Origin of the sequence: Aminobacter sp. Piv2-1 (genome assembly GCF_037625995.1) — a bacterium.
Taxonomy (GTDB): Bacteria; Pseudomonadota; Alphaproteobacteria; order Rhizobiales; family Rhizobiaceae; genus Aminobacter.
On the sequence record NZ_JARKMU010000001.1, the window covers coordinates 90,171 to 116,726 of the forward strand.

The window sequence follows — 26,556 nt, forward strand, 5'->3', positions numbered from 1 at the left end:
GAGCGGAAATGTTCAAATCTCATGATTACATTAGCTGGAGTAATCGATGCTCGACCGACAGCACCTGTCCATCCTTCGCGAGGTTGACCGTCTCGGCAGCGTGACGGCTGCCGCCGAGCGGATGAACGTCACCCAGCCCGCCCTGAGCCATCTCATTCGCAAGCTGGAGGCACGGCACGGCATCAAGATCTGGCTGAAGCACGGTCGGAGCCTCAGGCTCACCCAGGCGGGGGAATGCCTCCTGGCCCTGGCGCAAAGGGTTCTGCCTCAACTCGAGCACGGGGAACGAGTATTGGCCGATTATGCCTCGGGTCGCCGGGGGGCATTACGGGTCGGTATGGAGTGTCACCCGTGCCAGAAGTGGCTGATGCGGGTGACTGCTCCCTATTTGTCGGCTTGGCCGGACGTGGACTTTGAACTGCGCACAGCCTTCCCACTCACCGGTATCAATGCTCTTGCCAACTATGAGATCGACCTGCTGATAACGCCCGATCCCGTGGACCTGCCTGACCTTCGCTACACTCCGGTGTTCGACTACGAACTCGTGCTGGCGGTTCATGAGGATCATCCTCTCGCAGCGCGAGGCGTCGCGCTTCCTGCGGACCTGACGGATGAGGAACTGATCACATATCCCGTAAGTTTCGAGCGGTTGGATGTCTATACGCAGTTTCTCGTGCCAGGTCGCTGCCGACCGCGCCGTCATCGAACCGCGGAAACGACTGAGTTGATGTTGCAACTTGTTGCAGCCGGGCGTGGGATCAGCGTCGTCCCGGACTGGCTGTTGCGCGAAGATGGAGCAGCGCTTCCACTGAAAGCCGTCAAACTTGGAGCCAAGGGGATCATGAAATCCATCCATCTCGGCGTCCGAAAAAATGAAGAGGATGTTGGTTACATTGGCGGCTTCATAAAGATGGCGACGGAAGGACGCAGCATGGCGGATGCCTAAGAGCCAGAACCGTTGCGGCTGGGGACAATTGCCTTTCTGCTTCGGCCGCGGTGAATACTTGAATCGTGAAACCCGATTTTATGGAGATGTCTCGCCAATCCCGCCCATTGTTGGCACACCTGTCGTTTTGTCCCAGGCTCACATTGAGTGCATGTGTGGCAGCGCGCCCGTCAAGGCACCCTATGCTTCGCCGGCAAGTACGTTGCGAGCCGCGTAGAGTTCGGCCGTGAAGTCGCCGACCAGGGTCGAATTGACACCGTCTGGTGGACACAGGATGAGCGCCCGGAAATGGACCGCCGGCTCGAATGGCCGGGCTGCGAATCCTCCGCTCATTCGATCGGCTATGACGGAGGGGTTGATCAGGCCGATACCCATACCTTGCGATGCCAAAATGGCGATCGTCAGTCCGTAGGGGGCAATAAGAATTCGCGGGCGCACATCGCGGTCGGCGAAGATCTTGTCCATGGCGAGCCTGACCGTGTCCGCGGGAGCCAGGGCAAGGAAGGCCTCGTCGGCGATGTCCGCGCCTCGAGATGCGGTGTTTCCACTGACCTTGCCGGACTCGTGGCGCCTGGCGTGAGGCCGAGGTAGGCGCCGGCGCTGGAGGAGCGGCGGAGGCAGGAAGCATCGTCATAAATCCAGCAACCGAAAACGGGATCACGGCGCCAACGTCGGGAGCGGCTATCAATAGCCGGGCCTTGGCATTCTGTTTCGTGGCGGTGCTACCTCGCTTGTCGAGCACCTTGATCCGCTGAATGATTGAGCGACGGGACTCGGTCATCGCATCGATGACCGTCCGATCTCAGGCGCGGCCGCCAGGTCGCCGGAGATGATTTCCTCAGCACGGCTGCCGAAGCCACCAACCTCCTTTCGATGCTGAAGTCGTGAACACCTGGCGGATCTCGTTCTCGACCTGCCGCGGATAGCCGCTTGCGGCCATAGTATGACGGTACTTTTCTTCCTCATTGCAAATTGGTGAACCTATGCTCGGAGGAACAAAATTGTCGATTGATATCGACAGACGCCGAACATCCACGTGTTTATTTTTCGGCGAATTTCTCAATGAAATCAAAGGCGTAAATTCTTGATGACCCAAAGGTCGGATTTGAAATCGCTTGAGAAGAATTTAATTTGTAAAACCAATATCTTACGGTAAAATTCTACGATCGAGTGGGAATGAGGGTGCAAACGGCGGCGACAGCGTAGTTTCGGCGGACTGTTTTTGCCTCCGTTAACAGCTGCACAGCATCAGTCGTTGTTAGTGTTAGTGCCCCCGTCTTACGCTGCCCGACCAATCTGAAACGCAGTGTGACGGATACAAAGCGTTGTCCGCGTCGCACAAGGTTGTGGCGTAAGTTGGCGCGCAAATCGGCGGGTTTGGCCAGCCGCAGGACACATTCGATATCCCCGATGATCAGACCCAGCTTTTGCCGCGCGTAGCGCCGTTCCGCAACACCCGTCTCTTGTCGGGTGGCGTTCAGCGCCAGCCGCGCGAACGACCGACTGCCTGATTGAAACGCTGTCGCCACGCCTGACTGTCCACATTGCGCGCGCGGTATTCGACGTCACCTTTGGCGACGGCAGGAAGCTCGGCGCCAACAGCAAGAGCCGCCAGCGCCGCACAGCCGAGGCTGGTCAATTCGTCGAAGGATCTGGTGCTGATGTTCCGACCCAGCGCGTCGGCAAGAAATTGCGAGAAATACGGGCTGCGCGACAGGCCGCCGTCGATCGACAGGTTTTGTGCGACCGCAACCTCGTGCGCCATCGCGCCGACAACCTCGACGGTGGCAAGTGCCACACCTTCGAGCGCGGACTGGCACATCTGCTGCCTGGTCGTGTCGGCTGACATGCCAAGCCAAAGGCCGGCAGCGCTGCGGTCCCAGTAGGGGCAGGCCAGCCCGGAGAGGGCTGGCACAAAGACCAGTCCACGATCGATCGCCGGTGCGTCAGCGAAGGTCTGCAACTCGTCGACGCCGTTCATCAGGCCGATCCGCCCAAGCCACTCGACCGCCGATCCTGCGTCATAGACGCCGCCGTCGACGGCGTAGACGGTTTCGTGCGGCGTTTGCCAGGCGACCGTCGGCAGCAGGCCGATCTCGGGGTTGCGAACGATCCGCGAACCGGTGACGGCCAGCGCGAAGGCGCCGGTACCGAAGGTGATCTTGGCGTCGCCTGCTTCGCGGCAGCCGTGTCCGTAGAGAGCCGCTTGCTGGTCGACGATGGACGCGGTCACGGGCGTCTTTCTGGGATCGGTCGACGCCATATTTTTTATGTTTGACAGATATCAAATGATAATGAGAATGTCGAAAACATACACAGACTGCATATTTCGCATTGACATTTCCGGCATACCGGATAGCGTTATCCAGCATACCGGAAATACGCACGCAGCGAGCGGGAAGAGACGCTGCATTCGCGATCACCTGCAGGCAGGTGCTTAAGGCCAGCCGGAACAGCTGGCCAATACGAGGAGGAGTCCGAAATGCTCATGAAATCCAGGCTGTCTGGCAGTCTATGTCCTGGGATGGTCCCTTTTTCCGCAACGAGAATTCTCTGACGTCGAAAGGGCACCAACCAGAAATGCTTGAACTCAAAGACATAAAGCTATCCTACGGAAGCGCTCAGATCCTGAATGGCGTCGACCTGACGGTGAAGCGCGGTGACGTCGTCTCGATCATCGGCCCCAGCGGCACCGGCAAGACGACGCTTCTGAAGTGCATCAACTACCTGGCCAAGCCGTCATCCGGGACCATCACGTTCGACAAGATCCGCATGGACTATCGGCGTGCTGACAAGGAGGCCGTTCAGGCGATCCGGCTCCGGACAGCCATGGTCTTTCAGCAATTCAATGTCTTCAAGAACATGACCGTCATCGAGAACGTCATGGATCCGCTTGTCGTGGTGCAGCGAAAGTCCAAGGACGAGGCACGTGAAATCGCTCTGAATGAGCTGGAACGGGTCGGCCTCTCAGCGAAGCGAGACCACTATCCGTCCCAGCTCTCGGGTGGCCAGCTTCAGCGCACCGGCATCGCACGGGCGCTGGCGGTTCGCCCGGACGTGATGCTCTTCGACGAGCCCACGTCGTCACTGGATCCTGAACTCGTCGGCGAAGTTCTGAAGGTGATCAAGGACGTCACGTCCTCCGGAATTACGTCGCTGCTTGTAACCCACGAGATGCAATTTGCGAAAAGCATCTCGAACCGGATCGTCTTCATGGATCGCGGCGTCGTGGCTGCCGATGGCAGCCCAGCCGAGATCTTCGATGCGCCTTCCAGTCCGCGCCTCGCCCAGTTCCTGAATTCTGAATACTCATTCCACTAAACAAAAAAGGGGAACCTTGGAAATGTCTGCAACTAAATCTTACTTTCGCCGTCGGTTCGGTCTGGCCATCCTTGGCGGCATGACGCTCGCCCTTGCAGCTGCAGGGGTTACCTACGCTCAGAGCTCCAGCGAGTCCGTTCGCACGATCAAGATTGCGACAGCGGCAGAATCCAAGCCGCTGTCATGGGGCGCACTCGGCGTCGAGCCGCAAGGGTATGAGCCCGACGTCCTGAGAGCGATCAACGCAAAGCTGCCCCAGTACAAGTTCGAAATGGAAGGCGCAGCGGATATTGCGCAGGAAACCGGCCTGGCCACCGGGAAATACGACATAGCTACGGGTGGCTATTACAAATCGGAAGCGCGCGCGAAGCAGTTCTTCATTCCAGAAAACCCCATGGGTGCCAGCGCGCTGAAAATCTACAGCCGCAAGGACAGCAACATCAACAGTATGAAGGATCTGGTAGGCAAGCGGATCGCGCCCTTCACCGCCGGCGGGGGGACGTACAGGTTTGTCGTTAAGTGGCAGGAAGAGAACCCGGAGTACAAGCTCGATATCAGGGCATCGGACGCAGGTATCCCGTTCCCGAACCGCTTGAAAGAAGTTCACAATGGCAAGAACGACGCGCTGATCCTGCCATCGAATTTGGGTGAGCAAGTCGTAATTGAAGAGCAGAAACTCGACCTCCAGGTGAGCGAGCCGGTCTTCTCTGCCAGCAACTACCCCCTGATTCACAAGTCAGATGAAAACAAGGCGCTGCTTGAAGACGTCAACCGGGTGCTCAAAGAGCTGAAGGACGACGGCACGCTGAGCAAGATCTCGCAGAAGTGGTTCGGCGAGGACATCACCAACTACATGAAGTAGGCGAGAACTCAGCCTTGGTCGTTGTTTGGACAACGGCCAAGGCTGACGTCGCAAGGAGGAGTGTCAAAATGAACCCCTTTTCGATGATCCCCGAGCTCCTCACAGCAATGCCGCTGACGCTCGCGATCATGTTTGTGGCCATGATCGTCGGCTTTTGCCTGGCCCTGATTGCATCAACCCTCCGGGTTCGCAGAGTGCCAGTGATCAGTCAATTGGCCGACCTTTACGTGTCCTATGCCCGCAGTGTCCCTGTCGCCCTTCAGTTGTTCGTCGCGTTCTATGGGCTTCCCGTGCTGGTGGGCCTGTTCGGCATAGAAGATTTCCTCTCATCTACCATCGCGGCGATGGTGGCGCTCAGCCTGTACCACGGAGGGTATCTGTCAGAGGTCATCCGGCCTGCATATCTGGCCGTCGATCGTGGTCAGCATGATGCCGCCGACAGTCTGGGATATACCTTCCGGCAGAAGCTCACACGCGTCGTAGGCCCACAAGCAGTGCACATCGCGTTGCCTGGTTATGGAAACGCCATCATCTACCTCATCCACAATGTTGCGCTGGTCATGTACATCGGAGCAGCTGACGTGATGGCAACCGCGCATTTGATCATGGAGCGGGACTACAACCAGTATCAGTTCGAAACGTATCTGGTGTTGGCGGTCATCTATTCGGTGATGTGTCTGATTGCGTGGCTCATCGTGCGATCCTTCGAGGTGCGCGCCTCAAGGCATGTAGCGAAAACGGCCCCGGTTAGGGTGCCGGTCATGGCTGCGGTCTGACCAGGAGAGGAATCTAGATATGTTTGACATCGAAGTTTTGCTCCCGGACCTGTGGGATATCCTGGGCGCTGTGCCCAGGACGCTCGCCATGGCCGTCACGATCTTCGTCTTCTCGACGATCATCGGTAGCCTGTTTGCGCTCGTTGAGCACAGGCGGATACCCGTGCTGCGGGAATTTGTCCTGGCGTACAAGGTCGCCTTCAAAGGCATGCCAATGGTGGTCGTCATATTCCTCGCATACTACGGCCTCCCGATAGCGCTTCAGTTCGTGGCGGACCTTGTCGGTTGGAAGATCAACGCCCACACGATGCCCAACGAGGTTACCCTCATTGTGGCGCTGATCGGCTGTGTCGCCACGTTCCAAGCCGAGGTTGTGAAGGGAGCAGTGAATTCTTTCGACACCGGCCAGGCGGATGCAGCCCACTCGTTGGGCTACAAAAACAGCCAACTGTTGAGACGTGTCCTGCTTCCCCAGGTGGTCGTTTCTGCAATTCCAGACCTTGCCAACTCCTTCATGGTTATCATGAAGGCGCTTTCTCTCGGCTTTGCAATTGAGGTCGTCGACATCTTTGCGCAGTCCCAGCTGACTGCCGCTCTGAACTACTACTACCTCGAAGCCTTCCTGATTGCCGCCACGATCTACATGGTGATGGCCTATCTCGTCACCCATCTCGCCGACAGGACGGAACGAGCCCTTAGGGTGTGGTGAGAGACCCCTCGTTCACCGAAGCTCGTGGCGTTAGACGCCACGAGCCAGCAGCCAGCAACTCGGGTTGGCGATGTTGCAGGCTGGCCCGCTTCGAAGGTGAACCCCTTCTAAGCCCGATCGCGAGCCCAACATTACAGCGTCAAAATGGCGGCCGCGAAGCCGGGCGGGCGCGGGGACAGCCTAATGTTCCAGCTGCCGGCAACGCCTTGGGCAGTGACTTGCGGATTTCGATGCCGCAACGGGAGAAATACCATGCGTGTGAGTATTCTTGGAGCCGGCGCAATTGCCTATGGTCTCGCCGCGTATTTGGCAGAAGCGGGGTTTGCTCCTGTCATCTGGTCACCTTCGGGCGAGCGAACCAAGGCATTGTCCAGCGGTGAATTGCTGAAGGCCACGGGCGCCATCGAGGCCATGGTACCAGTGCGCATCGCCAGGGATTGCAAGGACGCCATTGCTGATGCGGACGTGGTCATGATCGCGCTCCCGGCTTATGGCCACAAGATGGTGATCGATGCCGCCATTCCTCATCTGCGGGAAGGGTTGCCCGTCATCATCAGCTCGCACAGTTCCTTTGGAGCGTTGTATCTCTCCAAGCAACTGGCGGAACGCAAGGTCAGGCTGCCCATTGTCGTTTGGGGCACAACACTCATTACCGCACGCCAGCGTGGACCGACCGAAATCTATGTTGCCACCGTCCGTAATAAGCTTGATGTTGCGACGCTGCCTTTCGATGCGCAGGACGAAGGCTTCGACCTTTGCACGAAGCTGTTCGGCGATCGTTTCGTCAAGCGCGATGGTTTGCTCGCGATCTCACTCAGCAACCTCAATCCGCAGAACCATCTCGGTATTGCCCTTCTCAATCTCACGCGCATGGAGAAGGGAGAGCAATGGAGCCAGTGCGGGAACGTGACGCCGGCCGTTGGCCGCTTTATCGAGGCCCTGGACGCCGAACGACTGGCTATAGCAGCTCATTTCGGGACACCGGTGCGCACTGTCGAAGAGCATTATTCATTGTCGTACCATGTGCCCATAAGCTCGGTATCCGCCATGAACCAGGAGATAGTTCGCAAAGGCCTCGGTGGTTTTGGCCCTACAACGATCGAAAGTCGCTACATTCTCGAGGACGTTCCGTTCGGACTGCTACCGACGGTTATGCTGGGCAAGATAAGCGGAAACCCAGCGTTTCTCCATCAATCTGGAATCTCGATCCTGTCGGCAGCTTATGGCCGCGACCTCAAGGGAGACAATGACATTCTTCCTGCTCTTGGAATCGAGGGGATGGGAGATGCGGATCTTGCAAGCCTTTGCCGCAAGGGATTCTAGCAGTCCTGCAGACGACAGGCGAACGCCGAAAATGCAAGTGCAGCAACGGGTTCAATTCAACATTCCGCCGCCGAGGGTCAGTTTTTGGAAGTCAGGTCATTAGCATCGATGATTGCTTGGCACCCTGCTCGGTGAGCGTCCTGGCCGTTGGGGTGTAATTGGCACGTAAGCGATCGGGGTGAGCCATCGCAGGACCAACTCCGCGCATCAGTCGAGGCTGCAAGAAGGTCGAACCTACCAAGCGTGTCAAAGGTTTAGCGGCCAAGTGGGCGAAAGTTTCTCCTTGACAGATGTCTAATTGTAATGAGACTATGCAACTCATTCATATTATGCATATAGGTTAGACAGTGGAAATTCGTGATCTTCAAACCTTTCTTGCCGTTGCGGCCAGCGGCAGCATCACAAAGGCGGCTGACCTCCTCGGGCGTTCCCAGCCTTCTGTTACACGCACCATCCAGGACCTCGAAGCGGAACTCGGCTTCGAATTGTTGCACCGGGTAGGCCGTCGAGTGCAGTTGTCGGAAGAGGGCATCGCCTTCGAGGAGGAAGCGCGGCGCTTGCTGATGTCCTTCACCGAACTTGCCGCCCGCGCCAAGACGATTGCTGCCGGAAAGGGCCGGCTCTTGCAGATTGCCACGACGTCTGCGATCGGGACTGGCCTGATCCCGACGGCTCTAGCCGAACTTAAAGATGAGGACTTTCCGCAAGAAACGCATCTCGGACAGTTTCTTCCGTCGGTTGTTGCGCAGGAAGTGCGCACGGGACGCGCGGAAATTGGGTTTTCCAGCCTTCCGCTCGATACGCCTGGTTTGAATGTCTTGCGGCTCTATAGTGCACCGGATGTTATTGCCCTGCGTGACGATGACCCACTGGCTAAGTTGGACGTCTTGCCGCTTTCTGCACTTGCCGGTCGACGACTGGCGACGTTGCTCAATCCACTGCGCTTTCAGTTGCACGTCTCAAAGGCACTAACGGCTCGTGGTATCGAAACTGGCCCGGTGATCCGGACAAATACAGCCTATGGCGCGATGCAAATCGTGCGACACACCGGTGTCGCGGCAATCGTCGATCCTCTTACAGCCTACGGTCTAAGCCTACCCGGTGTCGTCATTCGGCCGATCGACGAGACCGTTCTTTTCCATTGGGGCGTACTGGCTGCAGGAAGCCGGCCACTCCGCCCCGTGGCGCAAGCATTGATAGAGGCGGTCGAAGCGGTGGCGGAACGGTCGATCACCGGTTTCAAGAAGCTCGATCCGGCGTTGGCCGGCCAATTGGTGACCGATCCTGTAACGGACACAGAACACGGAACAGCAACATGAAGCATATGCCTATTCCGCCGATGTCGACAGGCCTTGCTGTGCTGGAGGCGCAGCTCGCGCAGGACCTTGACCTTCTCGAGTTGCCCGCCAAACCCTGGGTTCCGGGGCGTTCGCACGATGGTGTACCAGTTCGAGATGTCGTGGTCATAGGCGCCGGCATGTGCGGGCTTGCGGCGGTTGCCAAGCTGGTGTTGACCGGGGTCACCAACGTCGTCGCCTACGACGCAGCGCCTGGCGGGTTCGAGGGGCCATGGGTAACGTTTGCTCGCATGCAGACCCTTCGATCGCCGAAGTCCTTGCACGGTCCGGCGCTCGGCCTCCCGCGACTGACTTTCCGCGCCTGGTTTACTGCGCAGTGGGGCGCTGAGGCCTGGGAGTCGCTGGACAAGATTCCCAAGGGCCAGTGGATGGATTACCTGATCTGGTACCGTAACGTTCTCTCCCTGCCCGTTCGCAACGACGTGCGCATGACAGGTATTGCGCAGGCAGGCGATCTGATTGCGATCGATGTCGAAGGCGCGGAAACCGGCCGGGTACTCACGCGTCGCCTGGTCTTGGCCACAGGTCGGTCTGGGCTGGGCGGTTTTGCCGTACCTGACTTCCTCACGGGCATCGACCGCGCCTATTGGGCGCATTCCGCCGATGACATCGATTTCGCCGCGCTGAGAGGTAAACGTATCGCGGTTATCGGCGCTGGTGCCTCCTCCATGGACAATGCGGCAACTGCACTCGAGGCGGGCGCGGGCTCTGTTGACATGTTGATCCGGCGCAAGGAAATGCCCCGTATTAACAAGATGACCGGCATCGGCAGTCAGGGTGTCGTTCACGGCATGTATCATCTACCCGATGCCTGGAAGTGGAAATTCGTCGACTACACCACCTCGACACAAACGCCGCCTCCGCGTTCATCGACTCTGCGCGTTTCTCGCCATGCCAATGCGCGGTTCTTTCTCGATTGCGGCATAGTCACGGTCAAGGAAGAGGCGGAAGGCCTGCTGATTGAAACCACGCAAGGGCCGATGCGCTACGACTTTGTGATCGCGGCAACCGGCTTCTCAAACGACTTCAGCGGCCGGCCGGAATTTGAAGCGCTCATTCCACACATCCGCAGCTGGGCCGACGGTCGATATACGACTGACATGGGGTTGCCACGAGGAAGTATGCTGGAGGCACCGGATCTCGGTCCCGGCTTCGAGTTCCAGGAACGTGTGCCCGGCTCCTGCCCGATGCTGGCGCATATCCACTGCTTCAACGACGCAGCTATGCTGACCCACGGCAAAGTCTCGGGCGACATCCCGGCAGTCAGTGCCGGTGCAGACCGCTTGGTCCGAGGCATTGCCGCATCTCTCTTTGCCGAAGACGTCGAAACCCATTTTGACAGTCTGCTCGCATACGACACGCCTGAACTCCAAGGCGACGAATGGACCGATTCCACGCCCTTGCTACAAAAGGAGATCGCGTTGTGATCGACGCAATGGACAAGGCCGCGGGCCTGTCAACCAACGACGCAGTTTTCAGCGCGCGGCGGTTTCGGCCCGAATTCGTGGAAGGAGCGGAACTGTGCCGCATCTCCGTCCTGCAGCCGAAAATCGATCAGGGGCTTGCCCCGAGTCTTCGGGTCGCTTTGGCCCATCGAATGGCCGTACTGAATGCCGATCAGGCGCTAATCGCCGAGTACAGTGCACTACTCGCTGCCCATGACCCATCTGCAGAGCTTTTGGCCCTGGCGCAAGGCACAACCGATCTGAATGAGCCGTTGGCGACGATTGCGAGGCATGTCGATCTGATCACGATGACGCCGATCGAGGCTGAGGCAAGCAATATTGCCAAGCTTGCTGAGGCTGGCTTGGACAATCCGCAGATCGTTGCTCTCTCCGAACTGATTGCCTTCATCAACTTCCAGACGCGGGTGGCGACCGGCCTGCGATTGATGAGGTCGGCATGATTTCCTCTGTTCGACTGAAGCCGCTGAACTGGCTTCCGCACATCGCACCGGTCGAGATCTCCGAGGCGACACCAGAACAGCTTGATGCCATGAAGGTCACGCCTTCCGCCAAGAAGGTTTCGGAATATGTGCGCACCCTTGTGCATGATCCCGAGAGTTATGTTGCCCGCACCGTATTGTTCAATGCGATCATGTATGTCAGCGGTGGTCTTGCACGCCCCGATCGCGAACTCGGGGCACTGGGTGCTTCGATAGTCAACGGCTGTAAATACTGTGCCGTCGTTCATGCCCGCCGGCATGCGGAATTGACTAAGAGCGATTATCTGGTCACGGCCCTTTATCTCGAAAAACCGGAAACGCTGGGGCCGCGCGATGCGGCGATATACAGCTTTGCCCGTCGCCTGTCGGCTGCGCCGTCGGAGGCGACAGAGGAGGATATCGCGTCGTTGCGGTCCGTCGGAATGGACGACATCGAAATCATCGATCTCATCCACGCCACTTCGATCTTCGGCTGGGCAAACCGGCTTATGCATGTCCTCGGCCACGCCGAGAGCGCGAAATGACACGGTTTCGTCTTAAACCTTCCGTCATCGAGAGGGGGGCAGTCCAATCCCACCTTTGCCGTAGTCTGGAGCTTGACGAAGGCGCTGAAGATTGGCTTTGCGGACCTTGTCGGCGGTGGAACGACGCCTGTTGAAGGCAGCTCTTTTGAGGTCCAGACGTCCTCGCAAACTCCGACGATCAAAAGCGATGATGGGCAGTGCAGGCTTCGGATTCTGAGTCCGCCGCGCCTCGCCGGAACAACGGAATGGTACGAAGTCGAGATCCAACCGAACGGCAGCCTCGATAGCGCAGCTCACTCACCGGGAGCTTTTGAACATTTCATCGCTCTGAGTTCCGGATTTGTATATTCTGCACGGTCGGATGTGCGGCTTCCTCGGCCGTCCACTGCGGTGACTGACTCTGCCGACAATACGGAACGGATGGGTTGAGCGCGGCGACGTCTCGACGCCCAAAGCGGATCGGAAGTCGGATGGTTGGCGAGGTCGCGTCGAGCGGCTCTGCGTACTGGCAACGTCGCCCAAGATCCCAGGCTGTGATCGCAACGAATCATGTCTTGACGAGCGGCGATGCCTGCGCCATCCCGTGGTCGTTCCGACAGATTGGTCGGCGGGCCTCGCTCCGAACAGTTACTGTTCAAGCCCGGAACTACTATGAATTTTCGCGCCCGGTTATGGATCTGCGGCGCGATAGGCTGCGTCGGTTTGGATTGCCCCGGTAGCCTTGCGACGACGTTGCACTTTCCATAGTTTGGCGCTTGTGTCGCCAGCGACAAGATGAGGGAAAGAGAGCGAAGGCGCAAGATGAACCACGCTCTGACAAGGGTTACAATGGTAGAAAATCCTTCCGTGCCTGAAGAAGGCGTCGTTCCCCGCTTCAATTTCACCGGACAGACCGGCGAACTTCGGCACAACTGGCCTTTTTACTGGGTAAACCGAGTCAACGCGCGCTACATCCAAGTGCTTGAACGGAAGTTGAAGCCTCTGCGGTTGGATATGCCCCGCTGGCGCGTTCTGATCTCGCTTTACGATGACAAGCACATGAGCGTCTCCGAGATTGCGGAGATCAGCGTGATGAAGTTGAACACCGCCACAAAGGTTGTTCAGCGTTTGGTTTCAGACGGGATGGTGACGACACGTGTGCGTCCGAGTGATGGCCGCGTGACCGAGGTGCAGTTGACGGAAAGGGGCACCGCGCTCCGTCACGCGGGGTTGGTCGAGGCCGAGAGAATCCTCATCGCGGCGTTCTCAGATGTATCTACGGAAGAGCTGTCGTCGCTGAACCAGATCCTGTCCAAAGTGCTCAACCGTCTGGTCGAACTGTGAGCTTCCACCGCTCGCCCGGTTCCATTTCCCGGGCTTGGCCGGACTGCCCTCTTGAAGCCCTGCCTCTGGCACCTCGCCTTGTATAGACTGCGGCCGCGAGAGGTCTCGTGGCCCTGAGGCGCTTCGCCTGCCTTTTGCTCGAACTGCTGTAGGCCCCACGCGGGGCATGTGCCGCACTTTCCGGTGCAAGGTGCGCGTCCATATGGCCGCGAGCCGGATGCCTGTCGTCGACCATCCGCAGTCAGGCGGCCCGGCCTGATTCGGGTCGCCCAACTATGCCTGGAATGGCTTTCGCCGGCCTTACTGAGATCGGCCTGTCCTCACTTGATCCAGCGGATCGCGTCGGCGGGAGCCTCCGCACTTCTCGCACAAAACGGAGCATCGCGTTGAAATCTGGGCTGAAAATCTCCTTCGCGCCGGCGAGAAACGTGAATGTTGACATAAATTGAAGAAACAGTAATATTACCGTAATAAGGGAGCAGGGCCTGCGGGCTCACGAGGAAAAGACAACCACGATGCTCGAAACGGAAGTAGATGCGCTTCAAGCGCACTGTTTGCGCACGCCTGTCGCTTCGGGTTTGGTTCGCGCCCCGGCAGAAGGCGCAGCGCCAGCCCACAGGTCGAAAGACGCCTTCATGGTGCGCCAGCCGCGCGGCCACAGAATCGGCTCCGAACTCCAGCCGAAAGAATCGGTATGAACAACCAGGTGAACGCCCTGCCTCCGGTCACACTTGACGGCCTCAAGGCGCAAATCCGGGCGCGCAGAGCCGAGTTCCACGAACTGCGGCACATCCCTCAGGACATCGTGCGCCAATTCCAGGAGATTGGCGTCTATCGCGCCTTCGTGCCGGAGCGTTTCGGCGGTGACGCTCTGAGCCCGGTGCAGTTCTGCCGGCTGATCGAAGACATTTCGACTGCCGACGCTTCGGCCGGCTGGGTTGCCAGCTTCGGTGTTTCCTCGACCTATCTGGCCGCGCTGCCCAAGGAGACCTTCGCTGCGATCTACGGCAAGAACCCCGACACGGTCTTCGCCGGTGCGATGTTTCCACCGCAGAAGGCTACGCCGGTCGCGGGTGGGCTGGAAGTTACGGGGCGTTGGCCCTACGGCTCGGGGTCGATGGGGGCATCGCTGGTCGGGGTCGGCATCAAGGTGGAAGGGCGCGGCAGTCCCCTGCCGCTGACGGCTGTCATGCCGCGCGAGAAGGTCACGATCGACGAAACCTGGGATACGATCGGTCTTCGGGCCACCGGAAGCCACGACATCGTGGCCGACCGCGTCGTCGTTTCCGAGGACTGGACGTTCATCCGGGGCGGCACACCCTCGTTGGACGATCCGATCTTCCGCTATCCGGCGATGGGACTGGCTGCGCAGGTCTTGGCGGTTGTGGCGCTTGGCGCGGCGCGGGCAGCGCTGGACTGGGTGCGAGGCGATGCGCTGGAACGCGTTTCGATCACCGGCGCGCCCAGCCCGGCCGCGCGCGCCTATGTGCAGATCGAATTCGCCCGGGCCGAGGCGCTGCTGACGGGAGCCCGAGCGGCCTTCTATGACGCTATCAGCGAAGCCTGGCGGCAACTGCTGGAGCAGGGCGAGGTCGATCACCAGACCCGTATCCGCTTGCGCCATGTCGCCAGTCTTGCCGCCCGCGACGGGGCCGAGGCGGCGCGTCTGGCCTTCGTCCTGGGCGGATCGGAAGCTACACGTTCGGACCACCCCCTTGGCCGGTTCATGCTGGATGCGGCCTCGGTGGCCCAGCATGCGTTCATGGGCGCGGGGACATGGCAGGCCGCCGGCGCTGCCCTATTCGAACAGGCGACGCCGCCCGGCTACCCCTGATGCGCGCGGCACATTTCGAGCGTTCCAGCCATCCAGAGCAATTCCAGCAGCGGGAGCGAGCTGACCCGGTCAGCCCTGTGATCCAAATGACGGAAACATCGTCCACAAAACCCCATACGGCGGTGGTCACCGGCGCCGCACAGGGGCTTGGCGCCGAGATTGGCCGGGCGCTTCACCGTGCGGGCTTCCGCGTCGTGGTCAGCGATATCGATGTCGAATGCGCCAATGCGCTGGCAGTCGAGCTTGACGCCTCGGGCGCGACGGCAATCGGGCTGCGGCTGGACATCGACAGGGCAGCTGATTTCCAGGCCGCCTTGGACCAGGGCGTGTCGCGTTGGGGATCGGTGGAGGTGCTCGTGAACAACGCCGCCCGCACCGTCGTCAAGCCGCTGCTTGATATCGACCTTTCGGAGTTCAACGCGGTCCTTGCTACCAATGCCGGCGGCACCTTCGCAGGTAGCCAGGTATTCGGGCGCTATTTCAAGGAGCGCGGCTATGGCCGGATCGTCAACCTGGCTTCGCTTGCGGGGCAGAACGGAGGTACGGCCACGGGAGCGCATTATGCGGCCTCGAAAGGGGCGATCTTGACCCTGACGAAGGTCTTCGCCCGGGATCTTGGTCCCTTCGGCGTCACCTGTAACGCCATCGCACCCGGTCCGATGGACACGCCCGCAGTCCGCCGGGTGTTGAGCGGCGAAAAGCTCGAGGCCGTGCTCACGAACATTCCAGTGGGCCAACTGGGCGATCCTGCCTTCGTCGCCGAGATGGTCGTGATGCTGACCAGCCCGCAAGCGGCCTTCGTCAACGGCGCCTGCTGGGACGTGAACGGTGGGCTTTACGTCCGCTGAATCAGATTTCCAAGGAGACGAGCCGTGACCCACAGCACAACCGAAATTCCGCCTCAGGCATCGGCGTTTAGAGAGGGCATGAGCCGGCTCGGTGCTGCAGTCAACCTGATCGCGACCGATGGTCCGGGGGGCAAGCACGGCCTGACCGTCTCGGCGGTATGCTCGGTCACGGACCGTCCGCCGACGCTGCTGGTTTGCATCAACCGCAACGCCTATGCCCATGACGCCTTTGTGCAGAACGGCGTTTTGTCGGTCAATGTCCTCAGCGATAGTCATCAAGACCTGTCTCAGGCTTTCGCACGATGGAGCGGGGAGGATCGTTTTGCCCGCGCCGTTTGGGTGACGCGTGAGACTGGCTCACCCTGTCTCGCCGATGCGCCCGTCTGCTTTGACTGCCGCATCGTCAACATCCTCGAGCGCGGCACCCATTCGGTGCTGTTCTGCGAGGTCGTCTCGACCGTGATCGGGTCCGGTCGGGTCGGCGGGCTTATCTGGTTCAGTCGCGACTATCACCCGGTCGAAAAGCGGGGCTGAAGGAGTATGCGGATTTACTGGCAAAGCTTTATCGACCGGGCGACCAACGGTGCGTATTTCGACCGGCTGTCCAATTACCTGAACGGCATCGCCGCTCCGGGCACTGTTGTCGAGGTTTTCGGCATGTCGCCGCCCGACCTGGACATCGGCCGGCTCAGTGAATTCCGCTGCTCGGTCCTTGCAGTCGACAACGGGCTGCGTGCCGAGGAACAAGGCTATGACGCCGTGGTTATCGGCCATTTCCAGGATCCGGGTGTCTATGAGCTGCGCTCGGCCCTGGAGATTCCGGTGATCGGCACGGGTGAGGTGACGATGCATTCCGGCCTGCAACTGGGCCGACGGCTGGGCCTGGTGACGCTGGACCCCGGTTACGAGGTCTGGCATCTGGAACAGGCCGGTCGCTACGGCATGGCGAGCCGCATAGCAGGTGTCGCAGGGCTGGGCCTGCGACCCGGCGATTTCGTCGATGCATTCGCGGGCGATGTCGAGGCCGAGGCGCGGATGCTGGCCGATTTCGAGCGCTGCGCCGCCAGCCTGATCGCGCGAGGTGCCGACGTCATCTTGCCCGCGGGCGTGTTGCCCGGGCTGCTGTTGGCCAACCATCCGCGTTTGAAGGTCGGTCAGGCCCCGGTGCTGAACTGTGCGTCGGTCGCGCTGAAATCGGCCGAGATGTGGGTGCAGCTCCGCCGCATCGACGGCGTCGCCCCCAGCCGGGCGACCAGCTTTGGCCTCGCGCCCGAGCGGGTGCGGCGGCAATTCCACGACATGATCCGCCACCAACTTGCTGCAGAGGCATGAGCCGTGAAACCCGAGAAGATTATCTATCAGATCAGCATGACTTCGACCGGCGGGCGCGAGGGCACCGTCATGGGACCGGGTTTGGGGCGGCCTTGGAAACTGACCCTGCCCAAGGAAATGGGCGGTCCGGGGGGCGAGGGAACCAATCCCGAACAGCTGTTCGCCGCTGGCTATTCCGCCTGTTTCCTGGGCGCGATCCGCTTCGTGGCACGCGGCCGCAAGATGGCGCTGCCCGACGACATGTCGGTGACGGCCACGGTCGGCATCGGCCCTGTCGATCCCGGCTATTGCTTGACAGCACGGCTCGAGGTTCGAATCCCCGGCATCGAACGGAACATGGCCGCGGAACTGGTCGCCGCCGCCCATCAGCGTTGCCCCTATTCCCATGCAACACGCGGCAATGTCGATGTCGAACTTGTCGTGGTGTGACGGCGCAATGACCGACCCGGCGATTCACAAGACCTATGTCAGGACGCGCTCGGGCAGGGTGCATCTGGCCGAATGCGGCAGCGGCGCGCCGGTGCTGCTGTTTCACCAGACGCCGCGCTCCTGGGCCGAGTTCCGCTGGGTGCTGCCGCTTCTGGGGCGGCGGGGGCGCGCCATCGCCATGGACACACGGGGCTTCGGCGATTCCGATCCGCTGCCCGGGCCGCCGTCGATCGAGGCATGGGCCGGGGCGGCACTGGATCTGGCGGACGCGCTGGGACTGGACCGCTTTGCTGTCTGCGGCCATCACACCGGCGCCTATATCGCGTTGGAATGCGCCGCTTCGGCGCCGGAACGGGTGACCGCGGTGGCCGTCTCCGGCATGGGCTTCGTCGATGCCGAAAACCGCGAAACGCGGGCCGGCAAGCCGGTGGTGGACGAGGTCGAGCCCCGCCCCGACGGCACGCATCTGGTCGCGCTGTGGCAGCGGCGGCAGCCGAACTATCCTGCCGACCGCGCCGACCTGCTGGAGGCGTTCGTGCTGGACGCGCTGAAGGCCGGGCCGATGGCGGCCGAGGGTCATCGCGTCGTCGGCCGCTACCGGATGGAAGACCGCGTCGGCCTCGTCCGCTGCCCGGCACTGCTCATGGCCGCGATGGCGGACCAGCATTCCTTCGCCTCGGCCCGCCGTGTGGCCGAGGCCATTCCACAGGCGGAATTGGTCGAGGTGCCGGGAGCGATGGTGCCCTTTCCTGACCAGATGCCGGAAGAATTCGCGGCCGTCGTGACGCGCTTTCTGTTCACCGCGTCCGCACCGCAACCGTTTTGACAATGAAGTGAGCATGATGCTGCAAGAACACCGCATTCCTGAGGGCGCTGAAGCCTATTGCGCTGAAGCCGCTGCCCGCAGCGCCTGGCTGGTAAGGCACTTCCCCCCCGCCATGCGCACCCTGCCGGCGCTGCTGCAGCATCAGGCACAGCACTATGGCGACCGGGTTCTGTTTCGCTCCGGCGATTATCGCCTGACCTATGCCTTGGCGCCGGCCCTTGCCGCGCGCCGCGCCGGCGCGCTGGCCGCGCAGGGGGTGAAGCGTGGCGACCGGGTGGCGCTGCTTTGCGGCAACCGGCCCGAATTTCTGGAACTGATGCTGGCCGTGGGCTGGATGGGCGCGGTGCTGGTGCCGATCAACATTGCCTCGCGCGGGATGCAACTTCAGCACATCCTGGCCAATTGCGGCGCGCGCCTGCTGTTCATCGAGCGAGATCTGCTGCCGGCGCTTGAGACGATCGACCGCACTACGCTGGCGCTGGAAACCGTCTGCGTGATCGACCCCGATACCGCCGCGCTGCCCGCGTGCCTGTCGGCGATGCCCGCCGCTGCCGAGCCGCTGCCCGCCGCCGACCTGAAGATGTCGGACGTGCTGGCGATCCTTTACACCTCGGGGACGACCGGCCCGTCCAAGGGCGTCTGCTGTCCGCATGGGCAATATTTCTGGTGGGCCGTCTATACCGGCCGCCAGCTTGGCCTGCGCGAGGGGGACGTGCTGAATACCTCGCTGCCGCTTTTCCACACCAATGCGTTCAACTGCTTTTTCCAAGCGCTGCTGAACGGCGGCACCCAGGTGCTGGAGCCGCGCTTCTCGGTGTCGAAATTCTGGCAGCGCCTGCGCGCTTCCGAGGCGACGGTGACCTATCTGCTGGGCGCGATGGTGCCGATGCTGATGTCGCGTCCGCCCAGCGCGGAGGAACGCGACCACCAGGTCCGCATTGCGCTCGCCCCCGGCACGCCGCCCGAGGCGCAGCGCCAGTTGATCGAACGCAGCGGTATCATGCCGCTGGACGGCTTCGGCTCGACTGAAAGCAATTGCGTCATCCAGATGACGCTGGACAATTTCCGCCCCGGCGTCATGGGCCGGCTGGCCGAGGGGTTCCAGGCCCGCGTAGCGGACGAGGACGGCTGCGAGGTTCCAGATGGCACAGGGGGCGAGCTGCTGCTGCGCGCGGATGAAGCCTGTGCCTTTGCGGCCGGCTATTGGGGAATGCCCGAGAAGACCGTCGAGACATGGATGGACCTGTGGCTGCATACCGGCGACCGCGTGGTGCGCGATGCCGAGGGCTATTTCCGCTTCCTCGACCGGATGAAGGACGCGATCCGCCGCCGAGGCGAGAACATTTCCTCGTTCGAGGTCGAGCAGGTCGTGCAGTCTCATCCCGCGGTGGCGGTTTCGGCCGCCTTTCCCGCCGCCTCGGAACTGGCCGAGGACGAGGTGATGGTCGCCGTGGTGCTGAAGCAGGGGGCCAGCCTCGATCCCGAGGATCTGATCCGCCATTGCGAGACGCGGATGCCCTATTTCGCCGTCCCGCGTTTCGTGGACGTGGTCGCGGACTTGCCGCGCACGGCCAACGGCAAGGTGCAAAAATTCCCGCTGCGCGAAAAGGGCGTGACGGAAATGACCTGGGACCGCGAAAAGGCCGGCGTGGTGGTTCGTCGATGAGCGGCAGGACGGCTATCATCGCCGGGGCGACCGGCCTGCCCTATCGCCGCCGAGCCGAGGGCGTGTCCACCCACGACCTGTTGCGCGATGCCTTCCTGGCGCTTCTGGCGCAGACGGGACTGGAGCGGGATCGAATCGACGGACTGGCAGTGGCCTCGTTCACGCTGCGACCCGACACGACGATCGACCTGGCCTGGCGGCTGGGCCTGCGCCCCTCCTGGATCATGAGCGACAGTCACGGCGGAGCCAGCGGGCTGAACATGCTTCAGCACGCGGTGCGCGCGGTCGAGGCGGGCGATGCCGAGGCCATTGCGATCCTGGCGGCCGACCGTTTTTCCGCCGAGGACATGGCGGCGTTGAACGACAATTACAACGTCAACACCCGCGACAACCTTGCGCCGTTGGAGTTCGGCGGACCAAACAGCCTTTTTGCGATGCTGACCAGCCGGATGATGCAGCAGGACGGGCTGGTGCGCGAGGATTTCGGCCGACTCTGCATCGCGCAGCGGGAATGGGCGGCGGGCAATCCCCGTGCCGCCTATCGCGATGCGCTGACGATGCAGGACTATCTGGAGGCCCGACCGGTCGCCGATCCGCTCTGCGTCTTTGACTGCGTGCCCGTCGTCGCCGGGGCCGAGGCGGTGCTGGTCGCACGCGAAGGCATGGTGAAGGGCGCGCCCAACATCCGCCTGCGCGCCTTTCGCGCGCGCCATAATTTCGACCGGCACGAGGGCGACGGGCTGCGCACCGGCCTGTCCGAGGTCGCGGCCGACTTGTGGCAGGCGGCAGGGCTGGCGCCGGGCGACGTGGACCTCGTGCAATGCTACGACGATTATCCGGTCATGGTGCTGGTGCAACTGCGCGACCTGGGGTTGGTCGGCGACATGGCGCTGCGCGATTTCATTGCCCGTCGCATCGCCACCCGGGAACTGCCTGTGAATACCTCGGGCGGCCAGCTGTCGGCCGGGCAGCCTGGCGCGGCGGGCGGCCTCCACGGGCTGGTCGAGGCGGTATGCCAATTGCGCCACGACGCGGGCGCACGCCAGGTCACTGATGCCCGCCGCGCGCTGGTAAGCGGCTATGGCATGATGGAATACCGCTATTGCCTATGCGCCAATGCCGCCGTGCTGGAGCGTGTCGCATGAGCGTTCTCCTCCAGACGTGTGTTTCCTGCGGCCATCGCCACTACCCGGCAATGCTTCTTTGCGCGCGCTGCGGCCGGGCGGAGTTTACCGCCGCCGAGGCCGATGCTGGAGAGGTTGTAGTCACGACTACGCTGCGCCACCGACTAAACGGCGCGATGGAGATGCCGGTGACGTTGGCGACCGTACGTATCGCGGGCGGACCTCTGGTCGTGGCACGCCTAGAACAATCTGCGGAGGTGGGAAGCCGTGTTTCGCTGAGGCTTGGAGGCCAGGCGCTATGGGCTCGATAACCCCAGTCCATTCGGTCGGACACAACCTTGTCCCGGTTTCGCCGAGATTGGGGCAGTACCCGCGGGGGCATTCGTGGTCGCGAAGGAGAGACGAGAACCCAGAAACAAATCAGGTCGAGGTGACTGACGATCCAGCGAAACGCCACGGGTTGTTTCGCTGCCTTCCCTGCGGCGCTCGCTCGCTTCCCGCAAGGACGCGACGCTTGGCCAAGCTGCACTGCGGCTTCTAAACGAGCAGCCAAGAAACACAATAAAAATTCGATGAACTCCAACAAGGGGAATACACATGAACAAACTTCTGATGGTGGCGGCTCTGGCCGCAGGTATATCAACGGCATCTTTGGCGCAGGCCGAGATCAAGCTGGGCTTCGTCACTTCGCTTAGCGGCAATGGCGCCTCGATCGGCATTCCCTATTCGAAGGGACTCAAGGCGGGGATCGCATATCAGGCCGAAGTTGCTGGCGAAAAGGTCACCGTGATCGAACTCGACGACGGGACCGATCCCTCAGCTGCAACCCGCAATGCCCGTAAGCTGGTTGAGGAGTTCGACGTCGATATCCTCATCGGCACTGCGACCTCGCCGTCCTCGACAGCGATCATGGCGGTGGCAAAGGAACTCAAGGTGCCGATGCTGGCGGTCTCGCCGGTCAATATGCCTGAGGAGGATGCCGATAAGTGGGGTGTCTCTGTCGTGCAGCCAGCGTCCTTGATGTCGAGCGTGATCGCCGACCGTATGCAGCGAGACGGCAAGACCAACGTGGGCTTCATCGGCTTTTCTGACAGCTGGGGCGATCTGTGTTACCAGGGGATGGTCGAGGCACAAAATGCCGGGAAGATCAAACTGCTGTCTGACGAGCGCTACGCCCGTACCGACACCTCCGTCACCGGCCAGATCCTGAAGCTGATCTCGCAGAAGCCCGATGCCATCATGCTGGGCTCGTCTTCGACCCAAGGTGCGCTGCCGCCGCTGGAGCTGGCCAAGCGTGGCTATAAGGGCGGCATCTACGGCCTCTCCCCGCTCGTCAATGCAGATTTCGTGCGTGTCGGAGGAGCAGCGGTGCAGGGCGTCAAGGTCAGCGTTGGCCCGGTCGCGGTGGCTGAGCAACTGCCTGACGATCACCCGGCGAAGTCTATGGCGATGAAATTCCGTGATGCTTACAAGACCGCCAACGGCGAAGAGTCACGCGACAATTTTGCGCCGATGACCTTCGACGCTTGGCTGATTTTCCTGAGTTCTGCCGAGCGCGCGCTCAAGACCGCCCAGCCGGGTACACCCGAATTCCACGCCGCGCTCAAGGACGAGATCTTCAAGACCAAGGAACTGCAGGGCAGCCAGTCGGTCTACAATTTCAAGCCTGGTTCATATTACGGTGTCGATGAACGCTCGCTGGTCGTGGTCCGCCTCGAGAATGGCGTCTGGACCTACGAGCCTTGAGCTGTCCCACCTGACGCGGGGGAGCCCCACATTCTCCCGCGGCCATCACCTGAGCCAAACGAACACGCAGAGGCTCTGTCTGGTCAGTAGCCGGCGAAGCATTTCCAGAATGCCGCCGGCCAAGGAAAATCTCGATGGATCTCAATATTGCCTCGATACTCGCGATCGACGGTGTGGCATCAGGGGCGATCTATGTATTGATCGCCGTTGGAACGGTGCTGATCTTCACCGTCACGCGGGTGGTGTTCATCCCCTTCGGGGATATCGCAGCCTTTGCCGCGCTGACGCTCGCCGCATTTGAGGCGCGGACGCTGCCCGGGACCGGGGGGCTGGTCGTTCTGTTGGCATGCCTCGCGACGGCCGTCGAAGCGATGTCGCTGCTGCGACACGGCAGACACCGCGAAATCCCTCGCGCGCTGGCATATTATCTCGCCTTGCCTTTGGCGCTGGTTGCCATCGTCTGGTTGGCGAGGCCGCTTTACGGCGAAAGCATGGTGTTGCGGATCGCCCTCACGCTGATGTTGGTCGTACCGATCGCGCCGCTGCTGGACCGGATTGTTTACCGGCCTATAGCCGACGCCAGCGTGCTCTTGCTGCTAATCGTTTCGATGGCGCTGCATTTCACACTCGTGGGGATCGGTCTCGTATTCTTCGGACCCGAAGGTGTACGCACTCAACCGATGACCGATACCGTACTGGAATTGGGACCGATTCTGCTCACCGGGCAGACCCTGATCATCATGATCGCCGCCGTCGTCTTCAGCGCCATGCTGTATTTCTTCTTCGACTATACACTGACAGGCAAGTCGCTTCGCGCCACGGCGGTCAATCGAACCGGCGCGCGGCTGATGGGCATACGGCCTGAGCGGTCTGGCGCTATCGCCTATATCATTGGCTCGCTGATGGCGGGTGTCTCCGGCATTCTGATCGCACCGGTCAACACGATCTTCTACGACACCGGCTTCTTGTTGGGCCTGCGCGCCTTTGTCGGCGCGATCATCGGCGGCATGGTCAGCTATCCGGGCACCGTGGCCGGTGCGCTGTTCGTGGGCGTATTGGAGAGTTTCGCCGCCTTCTACAACAGCGCGCTCCGCGACGTGATCGTCTTTTCGCTGCTGATCCCGATCCTGATTTGGCGTTCGATCGCCTCTTTCCACCACGAGGAGCATGACGAAGAATGAGCCGTCTGCATCTTTCCATCGCCGTTCCAGTGGCTCTGGCGGCGCTGTTTGCGGCCCCGATGCTTCTCGGCCCGTTCAGCATTACGCTGCTCAACTACATCGGCATCTACGCGCTGGTTGCCATCGGCCTTGCGCTGCTATCGGGCGTCGGCGGTATCGTGTCCTTTGGGCAAGCTGCATTCGTCGGGATGGCGGCCTATGCCACCGCCTGGGTCACCACGGCGATCGGCGGCTCGCCATGGGTGGGACTCCTGCTTGGCCTGGGGCTGACATGTGGCGTCGCACTGTTTCTGGGCGTGATCACCCTCCGACTCCAAGGGCATTTCCTGTCGCTCAGCACCATCGCCTGGGGCCTGGCGATCGGCTTTCTCTTCGGAAACATGGAGTCCCTGGGAAAGCATAACGGCATCTCGAACATTCCGCCGATCTCGATCGGCTCGGTCGATTTGGTGCAGAGCTGGCAGATCTACTATTTGATCTGGACCATCGTCTGCGTGACGCTGCTTCTGGTGTACAACCTATTGAATTCCCGTCTCGGCCGGGCGATGCGAACGCTGCGCGGAGGCAATACGCTGGTCGAAAGCCTTGGCATCAACGCGTTTCGCGTCAAGGTGATCTGCTTCGTCTTCGCGGCTTTCCTCGCCGGACTCTCGGGCTGGCTCTATGCACACATGAGCCGCTTCATCAGCCCAACTCCCTTCGAGCCGATCATGGGCATCGAATATCTGATGATGAGCATGGTCGGCGGCATGGGCAGCCCGATCGGCGGTGTCATCGGAGCGACCATCGTCACGCTGCTGAAGAACGGCATTCAGGACTATCTGCACCTTTTCGTCGAGGGGGCGGGACAACTGGAAATCGTCGCCTTCGGCGTCCTGTTCATCCTCTTCTTGCAATATGCCCGTGAGGGCATCGTGCCGCGTATCCAGGGCTTCATGCCAAAGGTTGCACCGCCGCGGCCGATCCCGACCGAACCGCTTCCGACACGCCCGAAGCCGGAGCCCGGATCCGATCTGCTGAACATTGACCGGATCGGGCGTCGCTTCGGCGGGCTGGTCGCGGTGAACAAGGTCACTTTTGACGTGAAAGCTGGCGAAATCCTCGGCTTGATCGGCCCGAACGGTGCGGGCAAGAGCACGATGTTCAATCTTCTGACCGGGGCCTTGATGTCGAGCAGCGGTTCGATCCGCTTTGCAGGCGAGGAGATCACGCGCAAGCAGCAATCCACCATCGCCCGTCTGGGCATCGCGCGGACCTTCCAGCATGTTAAGCTGCGCCCGCGCATGAGCCTGCTCGAAAATGTGATGCTGGGCACGCATTCGCGGACCCGTTCCGGGCTGCTTCGCGGCGCGCTGCGGCTCAATCGGGACGAAGAGGCGCGTGCGCGTTACGAGGCGATGCGGCAGCTTGAACGCGTTGGGCTGGGCGACAAGCCCTATGAGCTTGCGGGCAATCTGTCGCTGGGTGACCAGCGCGTGCTGGAAATCGCCCGCGCGCTGGCGGCGGATCCGATCCTTCTGGTGCTCGACGAACCCGCCGCCGGTCTCCGCCGCCACGAAAAACAGCGCCTTTCAGGGTTGCTGAAGGCGCTCAATGCCGAGGACAGGACGACGATCCTGATTGTCGAACACGATATGGAGTTCGTGATGGGTCTCGTCAGCCGCATCGTCGTGATGGATTTCGGCGAAAAGCTCTGCGAGGGCCTGCCGGCAGAGGTGCGGGACGATCCCCGCGTCCAGGAAGCTTACCTCGGGGGGACCGCATGATGCCCTTGCTCTCCATTCAGAATGTCTCTGTCAGCTATGGCAAGGTCGAAGCTGTTCGCAACGTCTCGCTTTCCGTTGAGGAGGGCCGGATCGTCACCGTGATCGGCCCGAATGGCGCGGGCAAGTCCACGTTGATGCTGGCGACGATGGGGCTATTGCGGTTGCAAGGGACTGTAACTTTTCAGGGCGAGGATCTGTCGCACCTTTCGGTGGAGGACAGGGTCGAGCGCGGCCTTTGCCTGGTCCCGGAAAAGCGCGAGCTGTTCCACCAGATGAGCGTGCGCGACAATCTGCTGCTGGGCTCTTACAGTCGCAGTGACCGCGACGCGGTTGCCGCCGACCTTGACGCCGTTTATCTGCGTTTCCCCCGCTTGAAGGAACGCCACCGGCAGGCTGCCGGCACTCTATCGGGGGGAGAGCGGCAGATGCTGGCGCTAGGCCGCGCACTGATGTCGCGTCCGAAGCTGCTGATCCTGGACGAGCCCAGCCTGGGTCTCGCCCCGCTGATCGTCCGCGAGATCTTCGACACCATCGCCTCGCTGCGTGAAATCGGCGTCTCGGTCCTTCTGGTTGAACAGAACGCCCGCGCGGCGTTGGAGACCGCCGACTACGGCTATGTTCTGGAAACCGGCGAGATTGTGCAATCCGGCACCTCGGGTGACTTGATCCACGATCCGCGCCTGATCGCAGCTTATCTCGGCGGACATTGATCCGCCC

At 61.2% G+C, this 26,556-nt stretch carries 26 protein-coding genes; 23 read left to right on the forward strand and 3 right to left on the reverse strand.

Annotated features, from left to right (window positions below):
• Window positions 1–46 precede the first annotated feature (46 nt).
• Complete coding sequence (locus AmiPiv_RS00510; protein WP_340035285.1) at window positions 47–946, forward strand: LysR family transcriptional regulator; 900 nt, start codon at window positions 47–49, stop codon at window positions 944–946.
• 180 nt (window positions 947–1,126) lie between these two features.
• Here AmiPiv_RS00510 and AmiPiv_RS00515 read toward each other — a convergent pair whose 3' ends face one another.
• A complete protein-coding gene (locus tag AmiPiv_RS00515; RefSeq protein WP_340035905.1) occupies window positions 1,127–1,567 on the reverse strand; it encodes a LysR substrate-binding domain-containing protein in 441 nt (146 codons plus the stop codon).
• An 856-nt stretch (window positions 1,568–2,423) separates the two neighbouring features.
• Complete coding sequence (locus AmiPiv_RS00520; RefSeq protein ID WP_340035286.1) at window positions 2,424–3,179, reverse strand: FGGY-family carbohydrate kinase; 756 nt, start codon at window positions 3,177–3,179, stop codon at window positions 2,424–2,426.
• Between the two features lie 347 nt (window positions 3,180–3,526).
• Between AmiPiv_RS00520 and AmiPiv_RS00525 the strand changes: the two genes are divergently transcribed.
• From AmiPiv_RS00525 to AmiPiv_RS00570, 10 genes are all read left to right on the forward strand, one after another.
• A complete protein-coding gene (locus tag AmiPiv_RS00525; RefSeq protein WP_340035287.1) occupies window positions 3,527–4,267 on the forward strand; it encodes an amino acid ABC transporter ATP-binding protein in 741 nt (246 codons plus the stop codon).
• A 22-nt stretch (window positions 4,268–4,289) separates the two neighbouring features.
• A complete protein-coding gene (locus AmiPiv_RS00530; RefSeq protein ID WP_340035288.1) occupies window positions 4,290–5,129 on the forward strand; it encodes a transporter substrate-binding domain-containing protein in 840 nt (279 codons plus the stop codon).
• A 68-nt stretch (window positions 5,130–5,197) separates the two neighbouring features.
• A complete protein-coding gene (locus tag AmiPiv_RS00535) occupies window positions 5,198–5,905 on the forward strand; it encodes an amino acid ABC transporter permease (RefSeq protein ID WP_340035289.1) in 708 nt (235 codons plus the stop codon).
• A 19-nt stretch (window positions 5,906–5,924) separates the two neighbouring features.
• Complete coding sequence (locus AmiPiv_RS00540) at window positions 5,925–6,614, forward strand: amino acid ABC transporter permease (RefSeq protein WP_340035290.1); 690 nt, start codon at window positions 5,925–5,927, stop codon at window positions 6,612–6,614.
• A gap of 252 nt (window positions 6,615–6,866) precedes the next feature.
• A complete protein-coding gene (locus AmiPiv_RS00545) occupies window positions 6,867–7,937 on the forward strand; it encodes an NAD/NADP octopine/nopaline dehydrogenase family protein (RefSeq protein ID WP_340035291.1) in 1,071 nt (356 codons plus the stop codon).
• Between the two features lie 347 nt (window positions 7,938–8,284).
• A complete protein-coding gene (locus AmiPiv_RS00550) occupies window positions 8,285–9,256 on the forward strand; it encodes a LysR family transcriptional regulator (protein ID WP_340035292.1) in 972 nt (323 codons plus the stop codon).
• Entirely contained in the window at window positions 9,253–10,722 is a 1,470-nt protein-coding gene (locus AmiPiv_RS00555) for an NAD(P)/FAD-dependent oxidoreductase (protein WP_340035293.1), read from the forward strand. Before AmiPiv_RS00550 ends, AmiPiv_RS00555 begins: the two co-directional genes overlap by 4 nt.
• Complete coding sequence (locus AmiPiv_RS00560; RefSeq protein WP_340035294.1) at window positions 10,719–11,201, forward strand: CMD domain-containing protein; 483 nt, start codon at window positions 10,719–10,721, stop codon at window positions 11,199–11,201. The genes AmiPiv_RS00555 and AmiPiv_RS00560 overlap by 4 nt, the downstream gene beginning before the upstream one ends.
• Complete coding sequence (locus AmiPiv_RS00565) at window positions 11,198–11,764, forward strand: peroxidase-related enzyme (protein WP_340035295.1); 567 nt, start codon at window positions 11,198–11,200, stop codon at window positions 11,762–11,764. The genes AmiPiv_RS00560 and AmiPiv_RS00565 overlap by 4 nt, the downstream gene beginning before the upstream one ends.
• A gap of 801 nt (window positions 11,765–12,565) precedes the next feature.
• Complete coding sequence (locus AmiPiv_RS00570; protein WP_340035296.1) at window positions 12,566–13,087, forward strand: MarR family winged helix-turn-helix transcriptional regulator; 522 nt, start codon at window positions 12,566–12,568, stop codon at window positions 13,085–13,087.
• A gap of 320 nt (window positions 13,088–13,407) precedes the next feature.
• On the opposite strand, the gene AmiPiv_RS00575 is transcribed toward AmiPiv_RS00570, so the two are convergent.
• Window positions 13,408–13,746 (reverse strand): hypothetical protein, encoded by a 339-nt coding sequence (locus tag AmiPiv_RS00575; protein WP_340035297.1) that lies wholly within the window; start codon window positions 13,744–13,746, stop codon window positions 13,408–13,410.
• A 35-nt stretch (window positions 13,747–13,781) separates the two neighbouring features.
• On the opposite strand from AmiPiv_RS00575, the gene AmiPiv_RS00580 reads away from it, so the two are divergent.
• The 12 genes from AmiPiv_RS00580 (at window position 13,782) to AmiPiv_RS00635 (ending at window position 26,549) form a co-directional block, all read left to right on the forward strand.
• Window positions 13,782–14,921 carry an acyl-CoA dehydrogenase family protein gene (locus AmiPiv_RS00580; RefSeq protein ID WP_340035298.1) on the forward strand — a complete coding sequence of 380 codons (1,140 nt, stop codon included), beginning with the start codon at window positions 13,782–13,784 and terminating at the stop codon, window positions 14,919–14,921.
• Window positions 14,921–15,769 carry an SDR family NAD(P)-dependent oxidoreductase gene (locus tag AmiPiv_RS00585; RefSeq protein WP_340035299.1) on the forward strand — a complete coding sequence of 283 codons (849 nt, stop codon included), beginning with the start codon at window positions 14,921–14,923 and terminating at the stop codon, window positions 15,767–15,769. Before AmiPiv_RS00580 ends, AmiPiv_RS00585 begins: the two co-directional genes overlap by 1 nt.
• 24 nt (window positions 15,770–15,793) lie before the next feature.
• Complete coding sequence (locus tag AmiPiv_RS00590; protein WP_340035300.1) at window positions 15,794–16,303, forward strand: flavin reductase; 510 nt, start codon at window positions 15,794–15,796, stop codon at window positions 16,301–16,303.
• A gap of 6 nt (window positions 16,304–16,309) precedes the next feature.
• On the forward strand, window positions 16,310–17,101 hold the full coding sequence (locus AmiPiv_RS00595) for an aspartate/glutamate racemase family protein (protein WP_340035301.1): 792 nt from the start codon (window positions 16,310–16,312) through the stop codon (window positions 17,099–17,101).
• A gap of 3 nt (window positions 17,102–17,104) precedes the next feature.
• Entirely contained in the window at window positions 17,105–17,530 is a 426-nt protein-coding gene (locus AmiPiv_RS00600) for an organic hydroperoxide resistance protein (RefSeq protein ID WP_340035302.1), read from the forward strand.
• Window positions 17,531–17,537: 7 nt separating this feature from the next.
• Window positions 17,538–18,356 carry an alpha/beta fold hydrolase gene (locus AmiPiv_RS00605; protein ID WP_340035303.1) on the forward strand — a complete coding sequence of 273 codons (819 nt, stop codon included), beginning with the start codon at window positions 17,538–17,540 and terminating at the stop codon, window positions 18,354–18,356.
• Between the two features lie 13 nt (window positions 18,357–18,369).
• Window positions 18,370–20,022: an ATP-dependent acyl-CoA ligase gene (locus tag AmiPiv_RS00610; protein ID WP_340035304.1), complete on the forward strand. Its 1,653-nt coding sequence runs from the start codon at window positions 18,370–18,372 to the stop codon at window positions 20,020–20,022.
• Window positions 20,019–21,167, forward strand: coding sequence for a thiolase family protein (locus tag AmiPiv_RS00615; protein ID WP_340035305.1), 1,149 nt, complete (start codon window positions 20,019–20,021; stop codon window positions 21,165–21,167). Before AmiPiv_RS00610 ends, AmiPiv_RS00615 begins: the two co-directional genes overlap by 4 nt.
• A gap of 576 nt (window positions 21,168–21,743) precedes the next feature.
• Window positions 21,744–22,892, forward strand: coding sequence for an ABC transporter substrate-binding protein (locus AmiPiv_RS00620; RefSeq protein WP_340035306.1), 1,149 nt, complete (start codon window positions 21,744–21,746; stop codon window positions 22,890–22,892).
• Between the two features lie 134 nt (window positions 22,893–23,026).
• On the forward strand, window positions 23,027–24,073 hold the full coding sequence (locus tag AmiPiv_RS00625; RefSeq protein WP_340035307.1) for a branched-chain amino acid ABC transporter permease: 1,047 nt from the start codon (window positions 23,027–23,029) through the stop codon (window positions 24,071–24,073).
• On the forward strand, window positions 24,070–25,839 hold the full coding sequence (locus AmiPiv_RS00630) for a branched-chain amino acid ABC transporter ATP-binding protein/permease (RefSeq protein ID WP_340035308.1): 1,770 nt from the start codon (window positions 24,070–24,072) through the stop codon (window positions 25,837–25,839). Before AmiPiv_RS00625 ends, AmiPiv_RS00630 begins: the two co-directional genes overlap by 4 nt.
• Window positions 25,836–26,549, forward strand: coding sequence for an ABC transporter ATP-binding protein (locus AmiPiv_RS00635; RefSeq protein WP_340035309.1), 714 nt, complete (start codon window positions 25,836–25,838; stop codon window positions 26,547–26,549). The genes AmiPiv_RS00630 and AmiPiv_RS00635 overlap by 4 nt, the downstream gene beginning before the upstream one ends.
• The last annotated feature ends 7 nt before the right edge of the window (window positions 26,550–26,556 follow it).